Origin of the sequence: Hymenobacter sp. (genome assembly GCF_031398885.1) — a bacterium.
In the GTDB taxonomy this organism is placed as follows: Bacteria; Bacteroidota; Bacteroidia; order Cytophagales; family Hymenobacteraceae; genus Hymenobacter.
Genome location: NZ_JANNOD010000065.1, coordinates 67743 through 87253 on the forward strand (window position 1 = coordinate 67743; position 19511 = coordinate 87253).

Below are 19511 nucleotides of genomic sequence, written 5' to 3' on the forward strand. Positions count from 1 at the left end.
TCCCTGCCGGTTTATATCTCGCCAAACTCATTCACCGTCAACAGAAAATGCCTGGCTGCTGGGCCAGGCATTTCATCAAATCGTAATTTCTCCGCCCCAAACTGACGCGGCAGTCCTCTTTGTTGGGCCCGGAAATCAGACCGGTTCGGCCTGCCGTTCTGCCGGCACGGGGGCCAGCGCGAAAGCTTCGGCCAGCAGCTCGCAAGAGCGCAGCCGGGCCTGGAAGTTAGCGGTGATGGTGACTGCCGACTTGCCGGCGGCCCACGCCTGGCTGCAAGCGCAGGCGCTGGTGAGGGCCGACAAAATTGGCAGCATCGACTTTTGCCTGGGAGGCCGAGTCGCGTTCCTGGCCAATGCCGTGCTGCCGCTGGCAGCGGCCGTTTCGTACTACGGCGGCGGCACTCACCCGCTCAAGGACCGCGCCGCCAACCCGCACGCGCAGCATCTGCTCTACCGAGGCGGATTGAATGCCCACATCCGCAAAGAGTATGTCATTGAAGTGACCGCCGGGGTGGAAGCTGCCGGCAAGCCCTTCGTAAACACCATCATTTCCTACGCCGGCCACAGTTTCCACCGCGACGAGCGGGCCAGCCACCATCCGCCATCCGCCAGCTGCCGCCGGGGCGTGGGCACTGATGCTGACCTTCTTCAAGGAAAAGCCGGGCGCTTGGGCTGGTTTTTACTCAGAAGCTGTTTAAGTTACTAGAAATGGTCATGCAGAGCGCAGCGAAGCATCTCGCCCGCTTTTCGTTGACACGGCCCCGACGAAGCGAGCGAGATGCTTCGCTGCGCTCTGCATGACGTTCAACAATACATTTTGACTACCTCAAACAGCTTCTTATAACATCCTAATTGCTCCAGACCGTCATGCGGTAGTTACGCTCGACCCCACTGGCTCGGCCGCTGCTTGCCGGCCCAGGTACTGCGCCATGCTGCTGGCCAGCACAATCTGCAGGGCGTGGTAGAGCATGAGCGGCAGCAGAATCAGCCCCGTGGCCGCGCTGGCCGGAAAGAGCAGGCTCGCCATCACGCTGCCGTGCACCAGGGATTTTTTGGAGCCGCAGAATACGGCCACCACCTGGTCGGCCCGCGAAAAGCGCAGGGCGCGGCTCAGGCCCCAAACGATGCCGAATACCAAAAGATACAGCCCCACCATGCCGGCACCCAACTTGGCGATATCAGCCGGGCGGTAGCTGGTGAAAATGCCTTCGGCAAACGACTCGCAGAAGGCCGTGAAGACGATGAGCAGGATGGTGACCTGGTCGAATACGCGCAGCTGGGCTTTGTGGCGCTCGGCGAAGGCATTGAAGCGGGCGTTGAGCAGCACCCCCGCCCCTACCGGCAGCACCACCTGCCACAGCAGTTGCAGCGCGAGGCCCCACAGCTGGCCGCCGTCTGCGTTGGTGGACAGGAACAGGCCGGTGAGCAGCGGCGTGAGCACAATGCCCAGCAGGCTGGAAATGCTGGCGTTGAAGATGGCCGCCGGCAGGTTGCCGCCCGCAATGCTCACCATCACCACCGACGTGGACACAGTGCTGGGCAGCGCACAGAGGAAAAAGATGCTCTGCCAAAGCAAATCGCCGCTTTCAGCCTCAAAAAACGGCCGCACGAGCAGCGCCAGCGCCGGAAACAGCGCAAAGGTGGCCAGCTGCACCAGCGCGTGCAGCCGCCAGTTGCGCATGCCGGCGCGCAGCTTGGCGAAGCTCAGCTTCAGGCCATAAAAGAAAAAGACCAGGGCCACTCCCACGGTCGTAATCAGCGTCCACGGCACGGGACTGGCTTTGCTGCCCAGGCCGGGCTGAAAGTAGGCCAGCGCCACCACGCCCATCAGCGCGAGCAAGAACCAATCGAGCCCGGCACGGGCCAGGAGGGCAGCAAAGCGGTTGGGGGCGGGCGTATCGGGTTGAATCATGGCGCGTGAATCCGTGGCGCGAACGGCGCAGCGCGCCCCGCCGAACGACTCCGATGGCGCGGGTGCGAGCACCACAACCGAAGGTCCGCGCAGCTACCGCGCGCCACGGCATTGGCATTTGCTTCGTTCGTTACTGGTCGCTGCCGCCGCCCAGGCCGGGGGGCGGGGTGCCTTGCACGCCCTGCACGTTGGGCACGCCCATTTTTTCCTCGCGCTTGCGCTGGTACTTGGCAAATTGCGCGGGGGTTAGCACATCTTTGAGGGCGGAGAGGCGCGAACTGCCGATGCTCTCGATGACGCCGGCCAGCTTGCGCGGGTCGGTGCGGTAGCGGGCGCGGGCCGATTCGACGTTTTCGACCCCGCGGCGGTTGATGGCCCGGACTTTCTCGGTTTGCTGAGGCGACAGGCCCAGGTTGGTTTGCATGTTGGCGGTAAGAGCATTGGCCTTGGCGTCAATTACGGCATCGGACGGCGCCTCAGCGGGAGCCCCGGCGTCGGGGGGCGCCTGCGTCGTTTTGGTTTTCACGCCGGGCTGGCCCGCGGGCTTCGCCTTGGTTTTGATGGTGGACGCAGTGGGGGCCTGGGCCAGCGCGGCCGGCGCGGCGGCCAAAGCCAGCACCGACGAGAGCAATAACAATTTCATGGGACGGCGATTCAATAGCACTGAAACAAGAGCCGGGCAAATATCGGATGAAAAACCCGCTGCTGCCTCAAACACGGCGGCATTCACGTTTCGTGCCAGGGGGCTTCGAAAAAACAAACCTCAAAAGCCGACGGCGAAACCTTTCGCCCATTTTTGACATACAACCATTCATGAAACACGACAACCGCCCCAACAACAACTGGCTGCTGGCCGCCGGCCTCGGCGCCACGGCCCTGGCCGCCACCCTCTGGGGCAACCGCCGCGGCGCCTACGACCTGAGCGGCCGCGTGGTGCTCATCACCGGCGGCTCGCGCGGGCTGGGCCTGGTGCTGGCCCGCCAGGCCGTGGCCGAGGGCGCCCGGGTGGCCATCTGCGCCCGCGACGCCGCCGAGCTGGCCCGCGCCCGCCAAGACCTGCTGCTGGCCGGGGCCACCGAGGCCGACGTGCTGGCCCTGGCCCGCGACATTACCAACGAAGCCGACGTGCGCAGCATGGTGACCGAGGTGGAGACCCGCCTCGGGCCGGTCGACGTGCTGGTCAACAACGCCGGCATCATCACGGCCGGCCCGCTCGACAACATGGACCTGCGCGATTTTGAGGACTCCATGGCCACGCATTTCTGGGCGCCGCTGCACGCCATGCAGGCCGTGCTGCCCAGCATGCGCCGCCGCGGGGCCGGCCGCATCGTCAATATTTCCTCGCTCGGCGGCAAGGTGGCCCTGCCCCACATGGCGCCCTACAGCGCCAGTAAGTTTGCGCTGGTCGGTCTGTCCGAGGGTTTTCGGGCCGAGCTGCGCCAGCACGGCATCACCGTGACCACGGTGTGCCCCGGCCTGCTGCGCACCGGCAGCCCCGGCCACGCCCTGGTGAAAGGCCAGCACAAAAAGGAATTCGCCTGGTTCACCATTGCCGACTCGCTGCCGGGCCTCACGATGAGCGCCGAACAAGCCGCCCGCCAAATCTGGAACGCCTGCCGCCGCGGCGACGGCGAAATCATTCTCTCGCTGCCGGCCAAGTTCCTGGCTGCCTTCCACGGCCTGCTGCCCGGCCTCACCACCGACATCCTGAGCTGGATGAACCGCGCCCTGCCTGCCACCGGCGAGAGTGCCGCCGCCAACGCGCGCCGCACCGGCTTCGAGAGCGAATCGACCCTCACCCGCTCGCCGCTCACGGCCCTGACCCGCAAGGCAGCGAAGGAGAATAATGAGGTAAAATAGCCTACAGCCGTTTTCAGGTTCGTGTACATGGCGTGGCCGGACAACCTCATCTCCCGGCCCCTCTCCCGCGGAGAGGGGAGTCGGACAACCAACACCCGAACCTGATAATTGCTTTAGGTTTGAGCACGCGGCAGGGCTTGCCCCGCACCCTGCCGCGTGCTCATCCTCCCCAGTCAGCCTTTACGCAGCCGGCGCGGGCTGGCACCTTGGGCAAGTATAGGTAGCCCGGCCACCCACGTAAAACTTCTCAATCTTCACCTTCGAGTGGCGGGGGCAGAACGTGTGGGCGTCCGCACTGATGGGCGTGGCGGAAGTGTCCCATTCGCGGGCGTGGATGAGGAAACTGGCTGGAAAATTCCGGTAGTTAGCTTCCTGGCTGATGGCCGTGGTGAGCACCAGTTGCACGGCGGCGTGCAGGGCCTTGCCCTCTTTCTCGGTGAGCGAAACTCCCAGCCGCTCGGGGTGAATCTTGGCCTGGAACAGCACCTCGTCCACTATCCAGTTGCCCAGGCCGGCGGTGATGCTCTGGTCGAGCAGCAGGGGCTTGAGCAGGGTTTTGCGGCGGGCCAGCTTCTGGTACAGCTCGGCGGCGCTGATGGCGAGCGCGTCGGGGCCGAGCTTCTTGGCCTGTTGGTGGGCGGCCGCACTGGCGGCGAGGCGGATGCGGCCGAATTTGCGCGGGTCGATGAAGGCCAGGCGCAGGCCGGAATCGGCCAGGTGCAGGGCCACGCGGGTGAAGCGCGGGGCGTCGGCCTCGTCGCGGTAGGTGCCCACGTCGCCGGTCATGCCGAAGTGCAGCACCAGCACCGGGCCGTGGTCCAGCTCCAGAAAACAGTTTTTGCCCAGGCGGCTGGTGCCGGTGATGGTGCGGCCCAGCAAGCCGGCGCGGAGCTGGTCCTCGGGCGTGGCCAGCACGTGGGCGTCGTTCACTTGCACGGCGGCAATGGTCTGGCCCACGGCCAGTTCGTCAATAAAGCGGCGGTAGGTTTCCACCTCGGGTAACTCGGGCACCTTCGGAAATTATGAGTGTTGAATTGTGAACGATGAGTTGGCTAACAGTACAACTCCGGGCCGGGTTGCAAAATCCCCCGCCGCAGGCTATAAATCTCCCCGCAAACCGCCTTCCAGCACCACCACGCCCGTGCCCCCAATCTGCACCGATTCAATAGCTTCGCGCGGGCCGCTAATGCGCACCTGCACCGTGCCGGCGCGGCCCATGTCGTGGCCCTGCTCGGCGTTGAACGTGGGCGAGTCGAGGTAGCCGTGGTGCCAGAGGTAGGCGGCCATGCCACCCGTGGCCGAGCCCGTCACGGGGTCTTCCGACACATCGGGCGGGGTGCCGAAGTGGCGGGCGAAGGTGTTGCCGGCCGCCGTAGCCCCGCCCAGGCAAAACAGGTGCGGGCTGAAAAAGTCGCTCCCGGCGCGGTAGCGGCCCAACGCGGCGGCATCGGCCACGTGGGCGCGGCGCAGGGCGGCGTGGTCGCGCAGCAGCAGCATGAGCTGGGGCGTGCCGGTGCTCACGGTTTGGATGGGCGCCCCCGGCAGCAGGTCGTCGGGCGCAAGGCCGAACAGCGGCAGCACGTCGGCCGGCGCGTGCACGGCCCCGAACACCGGGCGGCGCTGGGTCATCCACACCAGCGGCGGCTCGTTGCCAGCCGCGGGCAGCACATCCACGCGGATGGGCCCGTGCAGCAGGTGCAGCGTGAGAACCACAGGCGCGCCACTGGCGGGGAGCTGCACCCGGCCCGCGTGCAGCAGGGCCGTAACGGTGGCAATGGTGGGATGCCCGGCCAGCGGAATTTCCTCAGCCGGCGTAAAAAAACGCACCGTAAACTCGGTGCTGCCCGGCGCCGCACGGTCCACAAAAGCCGTTTCGGACTGATTAAACTCCCGGGCCAGGCGCTGCCGGATGGCGGGCGTCAGCGCGTCGGCATCGAGCACCACGGCGCAGGGATTGCCCCGTAGCGGCTCGGTCGTGAAGGCGTCAACGAGGAGAAAAGGTAGCTGCGACATTTCAGGCGGTGGTAAGATGCTGGCTCAAATGAATGCTCAAAGAACGGACATGCCGGGCCCGGCCAGAAGCCTGGTTTCTCTCGGGCGCAAGCAAAAAGCCCCGGCTTCCTCCAAGGCCGGGGCTTTTTGCTTTTGAAACTGGTCGCCGAGCGAGGAAGAATTGCTTCGCTTCGCTCGCCATGACTGCTCCGTTGGCTCTGTTGATTCTTCAGGAAGGGTCGTGCAGCTTGGCTACGCGCTGGCCTTCCTTGTCGTACACGTCGCCGCCCGCCGTGATGAACAGGCGCCGCTGCTGGCCATCGGTCAGCACGAATGGAAAGGTGCCGCTACCGGTGCGGCTGATGCGGCCCACCACTTCGGCGCGGTCCTCGTCGTCCACACGCACCACTTTCAAGGCGTTGGTCAGGTAGTAGCGCCGGCTGGGGTCGTTGCGGAAAGTAAGCTGGCCCACTAGCTGGAGGGCGCCTTCGTCCCGGGCGGGGGCATCGTCATCCAGGGGCCCGGCCACGGGGGTGGCGGCGGGGTAGCGGCGCACCGGCGCGGCGCTGTAGGCCGGGCGCGGCGCGGGCGGCGGGCGGCGGGCCACCACGGCCGGCGCGGCCGAGGGCGCCACGGCCCGGGCACTGACGGTAATCTGGTCGTTGGCCCGCTGCCAGCCCTGGCCAATGGCCGTGAGCCGCGGCGCGCGGCCGGGGTGCGTGGCCGAGCCCTGGTCGTCGGCCACGGTGGCCAGGGCGGCTTGGGCCTGCGCCAGATTGGCGCCCAGCTTGCGCAGGACGAAGCCGGAGAACTCGTCGGCTTCCAGCTCGTCGGTGGGCTGCGAGCCGCCGGGGCGCAGGGTGTGGCCGTTGAGGTGGTGGCCCATTTCGTGGGCCAGGATGCTGATGCCGGCCCAGTCGGTGTGCCCGGCCTGGTTCACCGAATTCAAGAAATCAGGATTATAGAGGAGGAAGCGCTTGCCATTGAACACCACCGCGGCGGCGTTGTCAATGTCGCGGGTAGCCCGCAGCTCAAAACGGGCTTTGAGGCCCACGGCATCGGTGATTTCGCGGATGACGTCCGTTGGTGCGGGAGCGGTTTGGGCCTGAGCGGGGGCGGCCGGCACCAAAGGCAGCGCCAGCAGCAGGGCCCAGCGGCGCGAAAAAGCAAAGAAAGCCATGAGCGGAAATGACGAAGGGTGAGGTAACGGATGACGAAAACCAGGGCAAGCGCAGTGCCAGGTGCGGCGCCGCGGCCGGAAATAAAAATCAACGCTCCGGGTTGCGACCGGCGCCAGGTCGGTTCGGGCGCTGCTTCGGGGCCGCCCGTCCTGCCAACGATACCGCCCGGTTTTCATTGTGAAACCCGCGGATAGCGCCGCCGGGAGCAGGTTTTGGAAGCGCGGGAATAACGATTTCGGATTGTTGGCAGTTCACTTGACCAGAGTCGGACCAGGAGGCAAACGGTTGCGTGCCGCGCCCGGCCGGCGGGGACCCGAGTAGCTTTGCCGGCGCTGTTACCGTGGCCCAACCTATTTTCAAATTTCTTTGATGAATCAAGCCCACCTTCACCTCATTGTCAACCACGTGCCCATCCTGGGCAGCTTATTTGCGGTGGCGCTGCTGGGGGCGGGCGTGGTGCAGCGCAACCTGACCCTGACCAAAGCGGGCTTGGTGGCCGTGCTGGCCGCGGGGCTGCTGGGCCTGCCCGCGCACCTCACGGGCGCGGGGGCCGCCGCCATTGTGCAAGACATGCCCCGCGTGAGCCGGGCACTCATCCAGGCCCACGCGGGGGCGGCGGAAATAGGGTTCTGGGCTTTGGAAGGCGCCGCCGCGCTGGCCCTGTTCGGCCTGCTGCTGCTGAAAAACGCCTCGCCCCGGGCCCGGCTGCTGGCCCTGCTCACGCTGGCCGCCGCCGCCCTCAGCTTCGGCCTGCTGGCGCGGGCCGGCAACCTGGGCGGCCAGATTCGGCACACCGAAACCCGCGAAGGATTCGGCACGCCCGACGAACTGTGACTTTGTCGTCGGTTGCCCGTCGTCAGCTATCGGTGGTCAAACACTGAGACCTGACAACTGGAAGTGGTTTTCCAAACCACTGTAACAACTGACAACGAGCAACTATCAACCGACGACTAACCCATGGCCTTCCCCTTTTTTGGCGACGATAAGTCCACCGTGGCCCGCCTGCTGGCCACTTTGCCCCAGGCCGGTCACCTGGAGTGGATTGGCCAGCGGCCGGCGCGGCGCGAACCGCTCGTGGCGGTGCTGGAAGCAGAGCTGAAAACTGATTCGCACCTGCTCGGCGACCACGCCCGGCCCAAGCCCGGCGGCAAGCGGCAGGTCACGCTCATTCAGCACGAGCACCTGGCCGCGGTGGCGGGCTACCTGGGGCTGGACGCCCCCCTGGACCCCGGCCGCCTGCGCCGCAACCTGGTGGTGAGCGGACTAAACCTGCTGGCCCTGAAAAACCGGCAACTCCACATCGGCGACGAGGTCATTCTGGACATCACCGGCGAGTGCCACCCCTGCTCGCGCATGGAGGAGGAGCTGGGCCCCGGCGGCTACAACGCCATGCGCGGGCACGGCGGCCTGACGGCGCACATCGCCCGGGGCGGCCGCATTCGGGTGGGCGACGCGGTGCGGGTGGTGGCGCCGGACGCGGACGCGTGGCCAGGGCCGCGGTTTCACGCCGGGCCGGCGCCCGCCCGTGGGCAACTATCTTGACTGGTAAACTCGACCAAGTGCCCGGCACTTTTTGGCCCGGACGCGGGCGGGAGACGGGGGGTGTTTCGGGATTAAAAGTTTGTTAAAACCACATCCACCCCGCAAACATTGTACGTACTTGCAGTCGAGTTGGCAAGGGCCGACCTGACCACCTTATTCTATTTATTTCACTCTACACCACCGTCGTATGTTCACAACCCTACTTTCGCCGCTGGCAGTGCGCCAGCGGCTCCGTCGTTTGCTGGGCCCCGTGGCGGGCCTGGCGCTGGTGCTGGCCGCGACGCCCCTGGTGGAGGCCCAGACCGTGTACGGCCTCGGCACCGTGTCGGGCGCTACCTCGCCCACCGGCCTGCCCCTGGGCACCCAGCTCATCGGGAGCCTGGACGTGGCCACCGGCACGATAAATATTATCGCGACGCAGGTCATCACCGGCGTCGCGGCGGGCCAGTCACTGGTCGGGATGGACTCGCGGCCCGCCACCGGGCAACTGTTTGCCCTGGGCTACAACGCGGGCGCGGCCAGCGACAACGCGCAGCTCTACATCCTGAACCCGGCCACCGGCGAGGCGACGGCCGTCGGCAACGTTTTCAGCCTGGCGCTGGGCGGCGCGGGCGAGCGCATCGGCTTCGACTTCAACCCCACCGTGGACCGCATCCGGGTGGTGGGCAGCTACAACCCCGCCACGGGCCAGACCAACAACTACCGCCTGAACCCGACGCCGGGCGCGGGCGGGGCCATCGGGGTCACCCCCGACCTGCCCCTGAACTACGCCGGCGGCACGCCGGCCGACCCCGGCGTGGGCGCGGCGGCGTACACCAACTCGACCCTGGGCGCCACCGGCACGGTGCTCTACGACGTGGACGAAATCAACGGCCTGCTGGCCCGGCAAAACCCGCCCAACGACGGCGTGCTGGGCGGCGGCACGCCGGCCGTGGCGCCCGTGCCCATCACCTTCAACGGAGACCCCTTCGGCGTTAAGCCCGCCATCGACATTGACATTTACCTCAACCCGAGCAATTCCCAAAACCAGGCCTACCTTATTGAGGTGACGCCCGGCGGGAGCAGCAACTTTTACACCCTGAACCTGACCACCGGCGCGGCCACCAGCGTGGGCGCCGCCAACGTGGTGCCCGCCTTCGCGCAGGTGCAGGTGCGCGACATTGCCGTCGCCATCGACCGCACCGTGCCGGCCCTCACCGGCCAGCTGGCCTACGCCGTGACCACGAACAACAACATTCTCGGCTTCGACGTGGCCAACCCTTCGGTGGTGCGCACGCTGGCCGCCATCACGGGCATCGCCGCCGGCCAAACGCTGGTGGGCACCGACTACCGCCCCAACACCGGCCAGCTGTTTGGCCTGGGCTACAACCCCGCGGCGGGCCCCAACGACCGGCTTTACACCATTGACCCCGTCACGGGCGTGGCCACGGCCGTTGGCGGCGCGGACATCGACCTGGACCTGGGCGCCGACGTCAACGTCATCGGCCTGGATTTCAACCCGACCGTGGACCGGATTCGGGTGGTGAGCGCCAACGACCGCAACTACCGCCTGAACCCGAATACCGGCGGCATTGCTTTCACCGACCTTGACCTGAAGTATACCGCGGCCGGCCCCGCCGTTCCGAACTCCTCGCAGAGCCCCACCGCGGGCACGGCGGCTTACATCAACTCTTTCGTGGGAGCCACTGCCACCGGCCTGTACGTGCTCGACCACGCGCTGGGCTACGTGTCGCTGCAAAACCCGCCGAACGACGGCGTGCTCACCACCTCGCGCCTGCTGACCGGCGTGAACCCGACGAGCGGTGCCCTCGACGCGCTGAACGACTTCGACGTGTTCTACGACGGGACGGCCAACGTGCCGTACCTGGCGGCCGTGCCCACCGGGCAAGCCGTTAGCCGCTTCTATCGCCTCAATGCCTTCAGCCCCACGCTGACCACCGACCAGGTGGCCACCGACCTCGGCACCATCGGCCTGGCCAGTGCCGTGCGTGACATTTCGGTGACGCTGGCAACTGGCTCGACGGTAGCCGCTACGCCGCCCGCCCTCACCGGTCGCTTGCTGTACGGTCTGGCCGCCGGCAACCTTATTTCCTTCGATTCGGGCAACCCGAACGTCATCCGCACGGCCGTGAACATCACCGGTCTGCCCGCCGATGGCAGCCAGGTGCTGGTGGGCTCCGACTTCCGCCCCGCCACCGGGGTGCTGTACGCCCTGGGCTACAACGCCACCGCCGGCCAGGGCCAGCTCTACACGTTGGACCTGACCAGCGGCGCCCTCACGGCCGTGGGCGGGCTGAATGCCTACGCGCTGGGGGCCGCGGCCGGCATCGGCTTCGACTTCAACCCCGTGCCGGACCGCATCCGCATCATCGGCTCGAATGGCAACAACTACCGCACCAACCCCAACGACGGCACCGTGACAACCGATGGCGTAACCAGCGCCGCACTGGTGGCCGCGGCCTACACCAACAACGACAACAACACGGCCACGGCCACCGTGCTCTACGGCTACGACCAAACCACGAACCAGGTCGTGAGCTTCAGCAACCCCAACGCCGGCACCAACGCCCCGGTGGGCGGCTCCGGCATCACGGTAAACCCCGCCAACGGGGTGGAGTTTGACATTTACGCCGACGTAACCACCCCGGCCACGCCCGTCAACTCGGCCTTCGCCGCCGCCGCCCCCACCGGCACCACGGCCGACTTTCTCTACGACGTGAGCCTGACTTCCGGCGCCTTCAACTCGCTGGGGCGCATCGGTACCAGCAGCAACCTGAGTGGCCTGGCGGCCTTCTTCACGCCGGCGCCGGTGCTGCCCGTGGGCTTCACCTGGACCGGCGCGGTGAGCACCGACTGGGGCACGGCCGGCAACTGGAGCACCAACACCGTGCCCACCGCGGCCGACAACGTGGTGATTCCCGATGTGGCCAATGACCCCGTGGTCAGTAACGCCCAGCAAGCCAATGGCGTGACCCTGAACAGCGGCACCACCCTGACCCTGGCCGACGCCGGCGTGCTCAGCGTGAGCGGCAACTTCACCAACAACAGCGCCACCGTCACCTTCTCGGGCGTGGGCACCGGCCGCGTGGCCCTGACGGGCACCGCCGCCCAAACCATCGGCGGCACGCTCACTACTTTCCCGAACCTGACGGTGGGCACTGCCTCGGCCAGCATCGGGGGGCCCGTGGCCATCCGGCGCGGCCTGGTGCTGACCGGCTCGCTCACCACCACCGGGCAGACGCTGACCTTGCTCTCCGATGCCTCGGGCACGGCCTACGTGGTGAACAGCGGCGGCACGGTGAACGGCAGCGCCACCGTGCAGCGCTACATCGACCCCGCCCTGAACGGCGGCCCGGGCTACCGCCACTACAGCGCGCCCGTCGCCAGCAGCACCGTCGGCGACCTAGCCAACGGCGGCTACACTCCGGTGGTGAACGGGGCCTACAACACCTCGGCCACGCCCGGCGCCGTGACGCCCTTCCCGAACATCTTTGGCTACGACGAGGCCCGCGTGAACACCAGCGGCAGCCCCGCCGCGCAGGACTTCGACAAGGGCTTCTTCTCCCCCGGCGCCCTGACCGACGCCCTGGAGGTAACGCGCGGCTACACCGTGAACATCGCGGGCTCGGCGCTGGTCGATTTCGTGGGCCCGCTCAACAGCGGCACCCTGCGCGCCACCGGCCTCACCCGCGGCGCGCAGACCGAGAGCGGCTACCACCTGCGCGGCAACCCCTTCCCTTCGCCCCTGGACTGGAACCTGATGGTGAGCAACGGCCGCCTGACGGGCGTCGACAACGCCCTGTACGTATTCAAGAGCAGCGGCCAGTACACGGGTTCGTACGCCAGCTACGTCAACGGCGTGGGCACCAACGGCGGCACCAACGTGGTGCCGCTGGCCCAGGGCTTCTTCGTCCGGACCAGCACGCCCGGCACCGCGGGCGCCCTGGCTTTCACCGACGCGGAGCGGGTCACGACCTTCGACGCCACGCCCTTCCAGCGCGGCACCGCCGACACCCGGCCCCAGCTCACGCTGACCCTGGCCAGCGCCACGGCCCGGGCCCAGGCCGCGGTTTACTTTGAGCAGGGTGCCACCGCCGGCTTCGACCGCGCCTTTGATGCCCGCCAACTGCTGGGCTCCAACGGCCTGACCCTGGCCAGCGAAGCCGGCGCCGAGGTCCTGGCCGTGAACGGCCAGCCGGTGCTGACCGGGGCCGACGTGCTGGTGCCGCTGCGCGTAGCCGCCCTCGCGGCCGGCTCCTACACGCTGGCAGTGGCCAACCTCGCCAACCTGCCGGCCAACTACTACGCCTACCTGCGCGACGCCTTGACCGGTACCTACACCGACTTGGCGGCCACCCCGAGCACGACGCTCACCCTGGCCGCCAATGGTGCCACCGGCGGGCGCTACGCCGTGTTGTTCACGACCCAGGCCCGCGTGCTGGCCACCGCTCCCGCCGCACTCGCCCGCTTGGCCAGCGTGTACCCCAACCCGGCCCGCGGGGCGGCCACCCTCCTGCTACCGGCCGCCTTGCGCAGCAACCAGCCCACTGGCGTCACCGTCGTGGACAACCTGGGCCGCGTGGTGCTCACCCGCACGCTGGCGGCCGGCGCCACCGAAACCCTGGAGCTGCCGCTGGGCACGCTGGCGCCCGGCGTCTATTCGGTGCAGGCCCGCACCGCCGCCGGCCTCGTGGTCAAGCGCCTCGTGGTGGAATAACCGACGACAAAAATCAGAAGCGCTTTCTGATTAACCTAAAAAGCCCTGGCTGCTATAGCCAGGGCTTTTTTTGGGTGGCGCAGCGAAGGAATTTCGCAATAAAAAACCCCTCACCAAAGGCGAGAGGCTTTCCGAGCTATGAAAACAACTGTCCCCAATGGAGACTTGCCCACACCTACGCCAAGGCTTGGGTACTTGGATTGCGCGGCGACGGGTTTTCAGGCGCCGTCCATCCGCACAATCTTCGGTGTGAAGGAGCCGAGCACGTCCACCAGCTCGTGCTGGCTGGCCATCACCCGGCGGATGTCCTTGTAGGCCATCGGGGCTTCGTCGAGCCCACCGCCGATGAGCTCGATGCCGTGCTCGGCCAGGTGCCGGCGGACCTGCGCCTCGCCCAGTTCGGCCTTGGCCCGGGTGCGCGACATGAGCCGGCCGGCCCCGTGCGAGGCCGACGCCAGCGCCGCCGCCACCCCCCGTCCCCGCACGATGAAGCCCGGGGCCGTCATCGAGCCGGGAATGATGCCGAGCACGCCCCGGCCGGCCGGGGTGGCGCCCTTGCGGTGCACAATCACCTCCCGGCCATCGGCCAGCCGCTCCTGCCAGGCAAAGTTGTGGTGGTTCTCGACCTTGGCCAGGGGCTTTTCGCCCAGGGCCTTGGCCAGCCGGCGGTGAATCTGCTCGTGGCAGGCCGAGGCGTAGGCACCGGCCAGCGTCATGGCGGCCCAGTACTCCTGGCCCGCTTCGGTGTCGAGGCCCAGCCAGGCCAGGTGTTGGGCTTCGCCGGGCAGCTGGCACACGTCCTTGGCCAGCTTGGTGTAGTGCTCGGCAATGCCCGCGCCCAGGCCCCGCGAGCCGGAGTGCGAGAGCACGCCCAGGTACTGGCCCGGGGGCAGGCCCATTTCGTTGCCTTCGGCCGTGATTTCCACCAGGCCAAATTCCACGAAATGGTTGCCCGAGCCCGAGGTTCCGACTTGCTCCGCCGCCCGGTCCAGCTTGTTTTTCAGGAACGGAATGGTCCGAAACTGCTCGCTCTCCAGCACGGCGTGGCCAAGCCGCTGGCCCCGCTCGAAGCCCCGGCCGCTGCCAAATCGGGTGTTTTCGAGCAGCAGGCTGCGCAGTTCCTGCACGCGCTGGCTGAGGTACTTGGGCGGCAGGTCAAACACCGACAGGGCCATGCGGCAGCCGATGTCCACGCCCACGGCGTAGGGAATCACGGCGTTGTCGGTGGCCAGCACCCCGCCGATGGGCAGGCCGTAGCCGTGGTGAGCGTCGGGCATAAGGGCGCCGGCCACGGTCACGGGCAGCTTCATGGCCGTTTCCATCTGGTGGATGGCGCCCGGCTCGATGTGCTCGGCGCTGAAGATGGCGTAGTCCTTGCGCTCGACCAGGGCAATGTGCCGCGACACGGGCGGCAGCAAGGCCGCCGCCGTGTGGCTCCAGGCCAGGTCGGTTAAGTAATCCGAGGGGTTGGCAACTAGGCGCCCGAGCAGCTCCAATTGCTCGGTTTGGGTGAGGCGCTTGTGTTCCTTGCGTTGCAGCTGCGCCAGGGCCAGGCCAATGGCCCGGCCTTCGGGAAACCCGAGGGTGCGGAGGTCGTTGCCGCGTAATTGAGAGGCCATGTTTGAATGAAGAATGAGGAAGGAAGAATGAGGAATAGAAGAGAAGCAAAAAAGAACGTCATGCTGAGCTTGCCGAAGCATCTCGCCCGCGTAGCTAACCAATGCTGTTCAACTGCCCGCGCGAGATGTCTCGGCAAGCTCGACATGACGTTTTCTGCGGAGTTTTATTGAAGAATAAACCACGGCTTTCACACGTGCTTGGAGAGCACCAGCCGGGCCTCGCCCAGCCAGCGGTTCACCCAAAACCGCTCGTCGGCGGCCATGGCGCGGTTGTGGCGGCCCCGGGCCTGTACCACGACGCGCTCCGGGCTTACCTCAAGGGTGACAACCGGGCGGCCGTCGAACGCGAGCGAAAAAATGCCGCAGCGCCCCCGGCGGCACGAGTCCATGTAGGAGGCCACGCAGTGTTGCAGGGTGCGCCCCTCCTCCACCAATTGGCCGAATGTGGTGAGCTGCGCGATGCGGACCCGGCCCTCGTCGCCGCCCGTGAAACCGGGCACCGGCAAGCCTTCCCAGGCGGTATCGAGCGGCCAGGAGCTGCCCGCGTGCCGGCGCAACTGGGCCAGGCTGCGGTGCCAGGCGTCGGTTTGGGCTACCACGCTGGCCATGCTCCGGCCCCGGAGCGAGAAGCCCGGCTGCGGCGGCTCGGGACCGATGCCCACGCTGCGCTTCTGGTGAATCCAGTCGCACACCGGGCCAAACTGCCGCGGGTCCACCATGGGCGCGGCGCGGAAAAAATCTACAACGCCCAACCAAAACCCGTCGTCCGGGCCCACGGCCTCCCGCCCCAAGCGCGACTCCAGCACCACCCCGAACCAGTCGAGCGCGTCGCGCACGGCCAGTTGGGCGTACCGGTAGGCTTCCAGGAACGTGCAGGCGGCTGGCGCCTGGCGCATTTCGTGCTCCAGGCGCTTGGTCAGCGGCACGGGCAGGCCCGCGAAGCTGCGCAGCGACTGCCCGCGTCCCAAGTGCACGGTCAGCGCCCCCAGGTCCAGGCCGAGGTTGGCGGTGCGGGTGGCCGTCCAGGCGCCCACCACCCAGGCCGGTACGTCGCCGTACCGGTCGAAAAGATGGCGCACGAGGCTTTCGAGCTGAAAATGCACATTTTTTCGCTGGGGTACCCACCCGGCCAGCTCGCGCAGGCGGTTGGGGTAGCGGGTGCCCAGCACCCCCAGCCACGCGGCCAGGTCGGGCCGCGTCAGCAAGGCGCTGCGCTGGCCGGCCAGCGCCACCAGGAAAGCCCGGCAGTGCTGGCGCTCGACCACGGAACGGCCCTCCACGCAGTGTGCGTACAGCTCGCCCAGTTGGGAAGTACGCGCAAACCGCGCGTAAAAATCCGGGGCCGATTCCACGGAAAACAAGTATTCAATCTGCCGGACCGGCGACCATTTGCGCCAGTTGACGTGCTCGGCCAGCACGGCTACGGCCCGTTGCGTGCTCGCAGCGTGGGCCGATATGGTTTTGTTGCGGTTGGACATATAAGAACGGCGCGCGGGCCCGGCCCGGCAGCCAGCAAAAAATGACGGATGGATTCAGCAAAGCGGAAACAGCGGGGATTTCTAGGCATGAGAAAAAGAGTATTGCGCCACCGAGATGGCCGTGAAAAAATACCTGACCGGACAACAAGCGCACCGCCAGTCCTGCTCTACCCGTTGAGCTATCGGGGGCCGCAGCCTCCGGGCGGGACTCGAACCCGCAACCCGGCGAATGGAAATCGAAGTAAGGCGGCGCTACGGCACCGGTCAGGGCAACTTTTGAAAAAAATACCGGAGCAACAGCCGGTCTGCGATGGGGCACGAAGCCCGACGTGACAGGTCGGAGTAGCGCGGGCCTACGGCATCCGGCAGTAAAATTTAGAACTGAAAAGGGTAAAAATGCAGCGCAGTCATGCGGATGCTGAATCGAAGTAAGACTGCGCAACGATACCTTCCCAACTCTTATTCCCGTCCGGGGCAACCAGCGCCCAGCCTCCAATATCCTGCTCTACCCCTGAGCTACGGCCGCTGCCGAAGCAACGGTCGGCGGGATTCGAACCCGCGACCTGGGCATTCAAAGTGCGAAGTATGGCCGGGCTACGACACCCGGACGGGAAAGAAAAACAGCACCAGGTATTGGGGCAAAAAAGCGGCGAGAGTCTGCACGGTATTGCGCTTTTGACCACTCAGCCACTCCCACTGTCGCCAGCGGAGGAGGGATTCGAACCCCCGGTACCCGTTCGGTACAATTTAACGAAGGAACCCTCGCCTACGGCACCCAATACTCATTCTTGTTTCCGATTGGGGCAACGGACGCCCGGCCAGCTGGCGCGGCCCTACCAATTGCGCAGTTCGCCCTGCCTCGCGGCAGCACTTCGGGAGTCGAACCCGCGACCGCACCATGGTTGGAGCGAAGGAAGGCCCGGCTACGGCACCCATCCGGAAACGTGTTTTAATCGGCTAATTCCGCAAATTCAGGGCAAAAAACGGCCGGCGTATCAACCGTGGCCGAAGCCGCGGAGAGGGAGTCGAACCCGGGGAAAGCTTTCGAAAAAGCTCTCCGTTCACCAGCGAAGTAACGCCCACCTACGGCACCTGAATTGGGCAGATTCAGCCGGGTTGGAACGGGCCACGGGCGTGGCGCCGTCCCGGCCGGCGACTGCCCCGTCTGGGTAGACGTCGTCCTAATTGTTGAAGCGTGTTTTTAGTAATGAGCATGGCGGGTTTAACATTAAAGCATCTAGCAGCAACCCGGGAATGACGGCCGCTTTCAAGTCAAAATTGTCATTCCCGGGGCCGCATTATTTACCTCGCCTTAAATTTCGGCGCACAAGCAAGGGCGACAAGCGGCGGGCCACGATGAGCGAAGGGACTCGAACCCTCACCGCCGAAACGGCCACCCAGCACCCGCGAAGTAGGCCCGGCCTACGGCACCTTGCACCGCGGCGGCCGGGGTTCCGCTTGATTGTCCGGCCGCTTTTCACCTTGTTTTACAACTCGATTTTCTCGATTTCGCTCAGCGCCGTGCCGCCGTTATCCAGCGCCGCCAGCACGTCGAACACCTTATCGGACCAGCCGGCGATGAGGGCCACGCCGCTTTCGGGGCGCACCTCCAGCGGGGCGGTGCCGTGCCCGGCCAGGTCGAAGAGGTAGAGGCGGGCCTGGGGGGCCACGGTGCGGCGGTACGCGGCCCATTCCTGGGCCTGGGTGCCGCCGTCGCCGGTGCTGTTCCAGAGCTGCACGTCGGTGAACAGCATGACCTTGTCGACCACCTCGCGGCGCTCGCGCAAGTCCCGGACGACCAAGTGGCCGTTGGTGCTGTAGCCTACCTCGCCCTCGCGGCGGTAGAACTCCTCCACGTTGCGCAGCACCGGCCCGCGGGGCAGGCCGATGCGCTTCCACGTGTCGCCGAACATGCCGGCGACCACGTTTTGGCAACGGCTCTGGAGCAGCATCCCCAGCACCAGGCTCACGTCGTAGAGCAGCACTTTGCTGCGCGGCGAAATGGGCTGCTGCATGGAGCGGGATACGTCGCAGGCCACCACCACGCGGGTGGCGGGGCCGAAGCCGCGCAGGTTGGCCGCGCTGTGGGCAATGGCCGTTTCGAGCGCTGCGAGCACCGCCGCCACGTGACCGCCGGGTAAGGCTTTCACCTCGCGGTAGGCGGCCAGGAAGCGGAAGGGCAGCTGCTTGCTGCGCGCCACGGCGTCCCGATTGGACAAGGTGGCGCAGACCCGCGTCATGGTTTCGGCCGATACGTCGGCTTCGAGGATGTTGCGCAGGTTGCGCAATAGGGCCATGTAGCCAAGCTTGCCGCTGGCGACGAGCGTTTCCCAGGTGCGGGCCACGGCGGCGGCCCGGTCGGCGGGCGTGGCGAAAGCTTGCTGGCCCACGGCCGTCAGCTCGGTTTCCCAGGTGTAAGGCGTGGGCAGCTCGCCGCGCACCAGTTGGTCGAACAGGGCTTGCTGGGCCGCATCCTTGGCGGTAGGGTGCACCAGGAACAGCGCGTCGCGCAGGCGCACGGCCCCGGCCCGGTCGTACTTCGCCAGCTGGTAGCCGTCGAAACGGTTGAAGCTGAGCGCCAGCCCTTTTTGCACCTGCTTGGAGAGGCGGTTGAGGATTTTGGTACCGCTCCGGGCGTTGGCCTGGGCGTAGAAGGCCAGCAATTCCGTGATTTCGTCGGGGCGCTGCACCACCCGGGCCACCAGGCGGCTCACGAGGCCGTCGCCGTGGTGCAGCCGGGCCAACTCTACGGCCAGCACCAGCGGCACCGAGCGCAAGTTGAGGCTTTCCCGGGCATACACGGCCAGTTGCGCCACGAAGAGCGGCTCGTTCTGGCCCACCAATTCGCGCAAGCGCTGCAAGCGGGCGTCGGCTTTTTCGTAGAACTGGTCGCTGAGCGCGGCTGTGGCTACGGCGGCGTACAATTCCACTTGGGGCGTGAGCGCGAAGGCCGCCGCACCCTCGTGGTTCACGGTGTCGGCGGCACTGTTTCGGGCGAAGAAGTTGAAGCGCATGGCAGTGGGAATTTTGAGTGATGAATGTTAAATTCTGAATTACCTGTTCTAATTGTTGCCCGGTCAAATTGAAAACCAGAAGTTGAGCAGCTGATTAATTATTTAATCGAACACACCTCTCCCAGGCAAATAAAAACGTGTTTTTATTTGGGCATTACGGACATGAAAAAGCCCGGCAAATACGGGCCGGGCTTTT

At 66.4% G+C, this 19511-nt stretch carries 14 protein-coding genes; 5 read left to right on the top strand and 9 right to left on the bottom strand.

What is annotated here, in order from left to right:
- Positions 1-135 precede the first annotated feature (135 nt).
- Positions 136-315, bottom strand: a complete 180-nt coding sequence (locus tag RMO51_RS13695) for a hypothetical protein (protein ID WP_310395684.1) — start codon at positions 313-315, stop codon at positions 136-138.
- Between RMO51_RS13695 and RMO51_RS13700 the strand changes: the two genes are divergently transcribed.
- Positions 236-706, top strand: coding sequence for a dienelactone hydrolase family protein (locus tag RMO51_RS13700; protein ID WP_310395493.1), 471 nt, complete (start codon positions 236-238; stop codon positions 704-706). The two genes, RMO51_RS13695 and RMO51_RS13700, sit on opposite strands and share 80 nt — an antisense overlap.
- Positions 707-865: 159 nt before the next feature.
- Here the strand turns inward: RMO51_RS13700 and RMO51_RS13705 are convergent, their stop codons facing one another.
- Positions 866-1912, bottom strand: coding sequence for a bile acid:sodium symporter family protein (locus RMO51_RS13705; RefSeq protein WP_310395494.1), 1047 nt, complete (start codon positions 1910-1912; stop codon positions 866-868).
- Between the two features lie 130 nt (positions 1913-2042).
- On the bottom strand, positions 2043-2555 hold the full coding sequence (locus tag RMO51_RS13710) for a hypothetical protein (protein WP_310395496.1): 513 nt from the start codon (positions 2553-2555) through the stop codon (positions 2043-2045).
- A gap of 170 nt (positions 2556-2725) precedes the next feature.
- Between RMO51_RS13710 and RMO51_RS13715 the strand changes: the two genes are divergently transcribed.
- Positions 2726-3772, top strand: coding sequence for an SDR family oxidoreductase (locus tag RMO51_RS13715; protein WP_310395497.1), 1047 nt, complete (start codon positions 2726-2728; stop codon positions 3770-3772).
- A 180-nt stretch (positions 3773-3952) separates the two neighbouring features.
- Here the strand turns inward: RMO51_RS13715 and mutM are convergent, their stop codons facing one another.
- The 3 genes from mutM to RMO51_RS13730 all read right to left on the bottom strand — a co-directional run bounded on the left by mutM (position 3953) and on the right by RMO51_RS13730 (position 6944).
- Positions 3953-4783, bottom strand: a complete 831-nt coding sequence (mutM, locus tag RMO51_RS13720; protein ID WP_310395499.1) for a DNA-formamidopyrimidine glycosylase — start codon at positions 4781-4783, stop codon at positions 3953-3955.
- Between the two features lie 87 nt (positions 4784-4870).
- The gene (locus tag RMO51_RS13725) at positions 4871-5785 is read right to left on the bottom strand and encodes a PhzF family phenazine biosynthesis protein (protein ID WP_310395500.1); all 915 of its coding nucleotides are present in this window, start codon (positions 5783-5785) and stop codon (positions 4871-4873) included.
- Positions 5786-5993: 208 nt separating this feature from the next.
- Entirely contained in the window at positions 5994-6944 is a 951-nt protein-coding gene (locus tag RMO51_RS13730; RefSeq protein ID WP_310395501.1) for a membrane-binding protein, read from the bottom strand.
- Between the two features lie 370 nt (positions 6945-7314).
- On the opposite strand from RMO51_RS13730, the gene RMO51_RS13735 reads away from it, so the two are divergent.
- From RMO51_RS13735 to RMO51_RS13745, 3 genes are all read left to right on the top strand, one after another.
- Positions 7315-7779, top strand: a complete 465-nt coding sequence (locus tag RMO51_RS13735) for a hypothetical protein (protein ID WP_310395503.1) — start codon at positions 7315-7317, stop codon at positions 7777-7779.
- Positions 7780-7902: 123 nt separating this feature from the next.
- A complete protein-coding gene (locus RMO51_RS13740; protein ID WP_310395505.1) occupies positions 7903-8487 on the top strand; it encodes an MOSC domain-containing protein in 585 nt (194 codons plus the stop codon).
- A gap of 187 nt (positions 8488-8674) precedes the next feature.
- Complete coding sequence (locus tag RMO51_RS13745; RefSeq protein WP_310395507.1) at positions 8675-13204, top strand: DUF4394 domain-containing protein; 4530 nt, start codon at positions 8675-8677, stop codon at positions 13202-13204.
- Positions 13205-13422: 218 nt separating this feature from the next.
- On the opposite strand, the gene RMO51_RS13750 is transcribed toward RMO51_RS13745, so the two are convergent.
- From RMO51_RS13750 to RMO51_RS13760, 3 genes are all read right to left on the bottom strand, one after another.
- Positions 13423-14823 (bottom strand): RtcB family protein, encoded by a 1401-nt coding sequence (locus RMO51_RS13750; RefSeq protein ID WP_310395508.1) that lies wholly within the window; start codon positions 14821-14823, stop codon positions 13423-13425.
- A gap of 188 nt (positions 14824-15011) precedes the next feature.
- Positions 15012-16301, bottom strand: coding sequence for a PcfJ domain-containing protein (locus tag RMO51_RS13755; protein WP_310395509.1), 1290 nt, complete (start codon positions 16299-16301; stop codon positions 15012-15014).
- Positions 16302-17788: 1487 nt separating this feature from the next.
- Positions 17789-19315 carry a TROVE domain-containing protein gene (locus RMO51_RS13760; RefSeq protein ID WP_310395510.1) on the bottom strand — a complete coding sequence of 509 codons (1527 nt, stop codon included), beginning with the start codon at positions 19313-19315 and terminating at the stop codon, positions 17789-17791.
- Between the last annotated feature and the right edge of the window lie 196 nt (positions 19316-19511).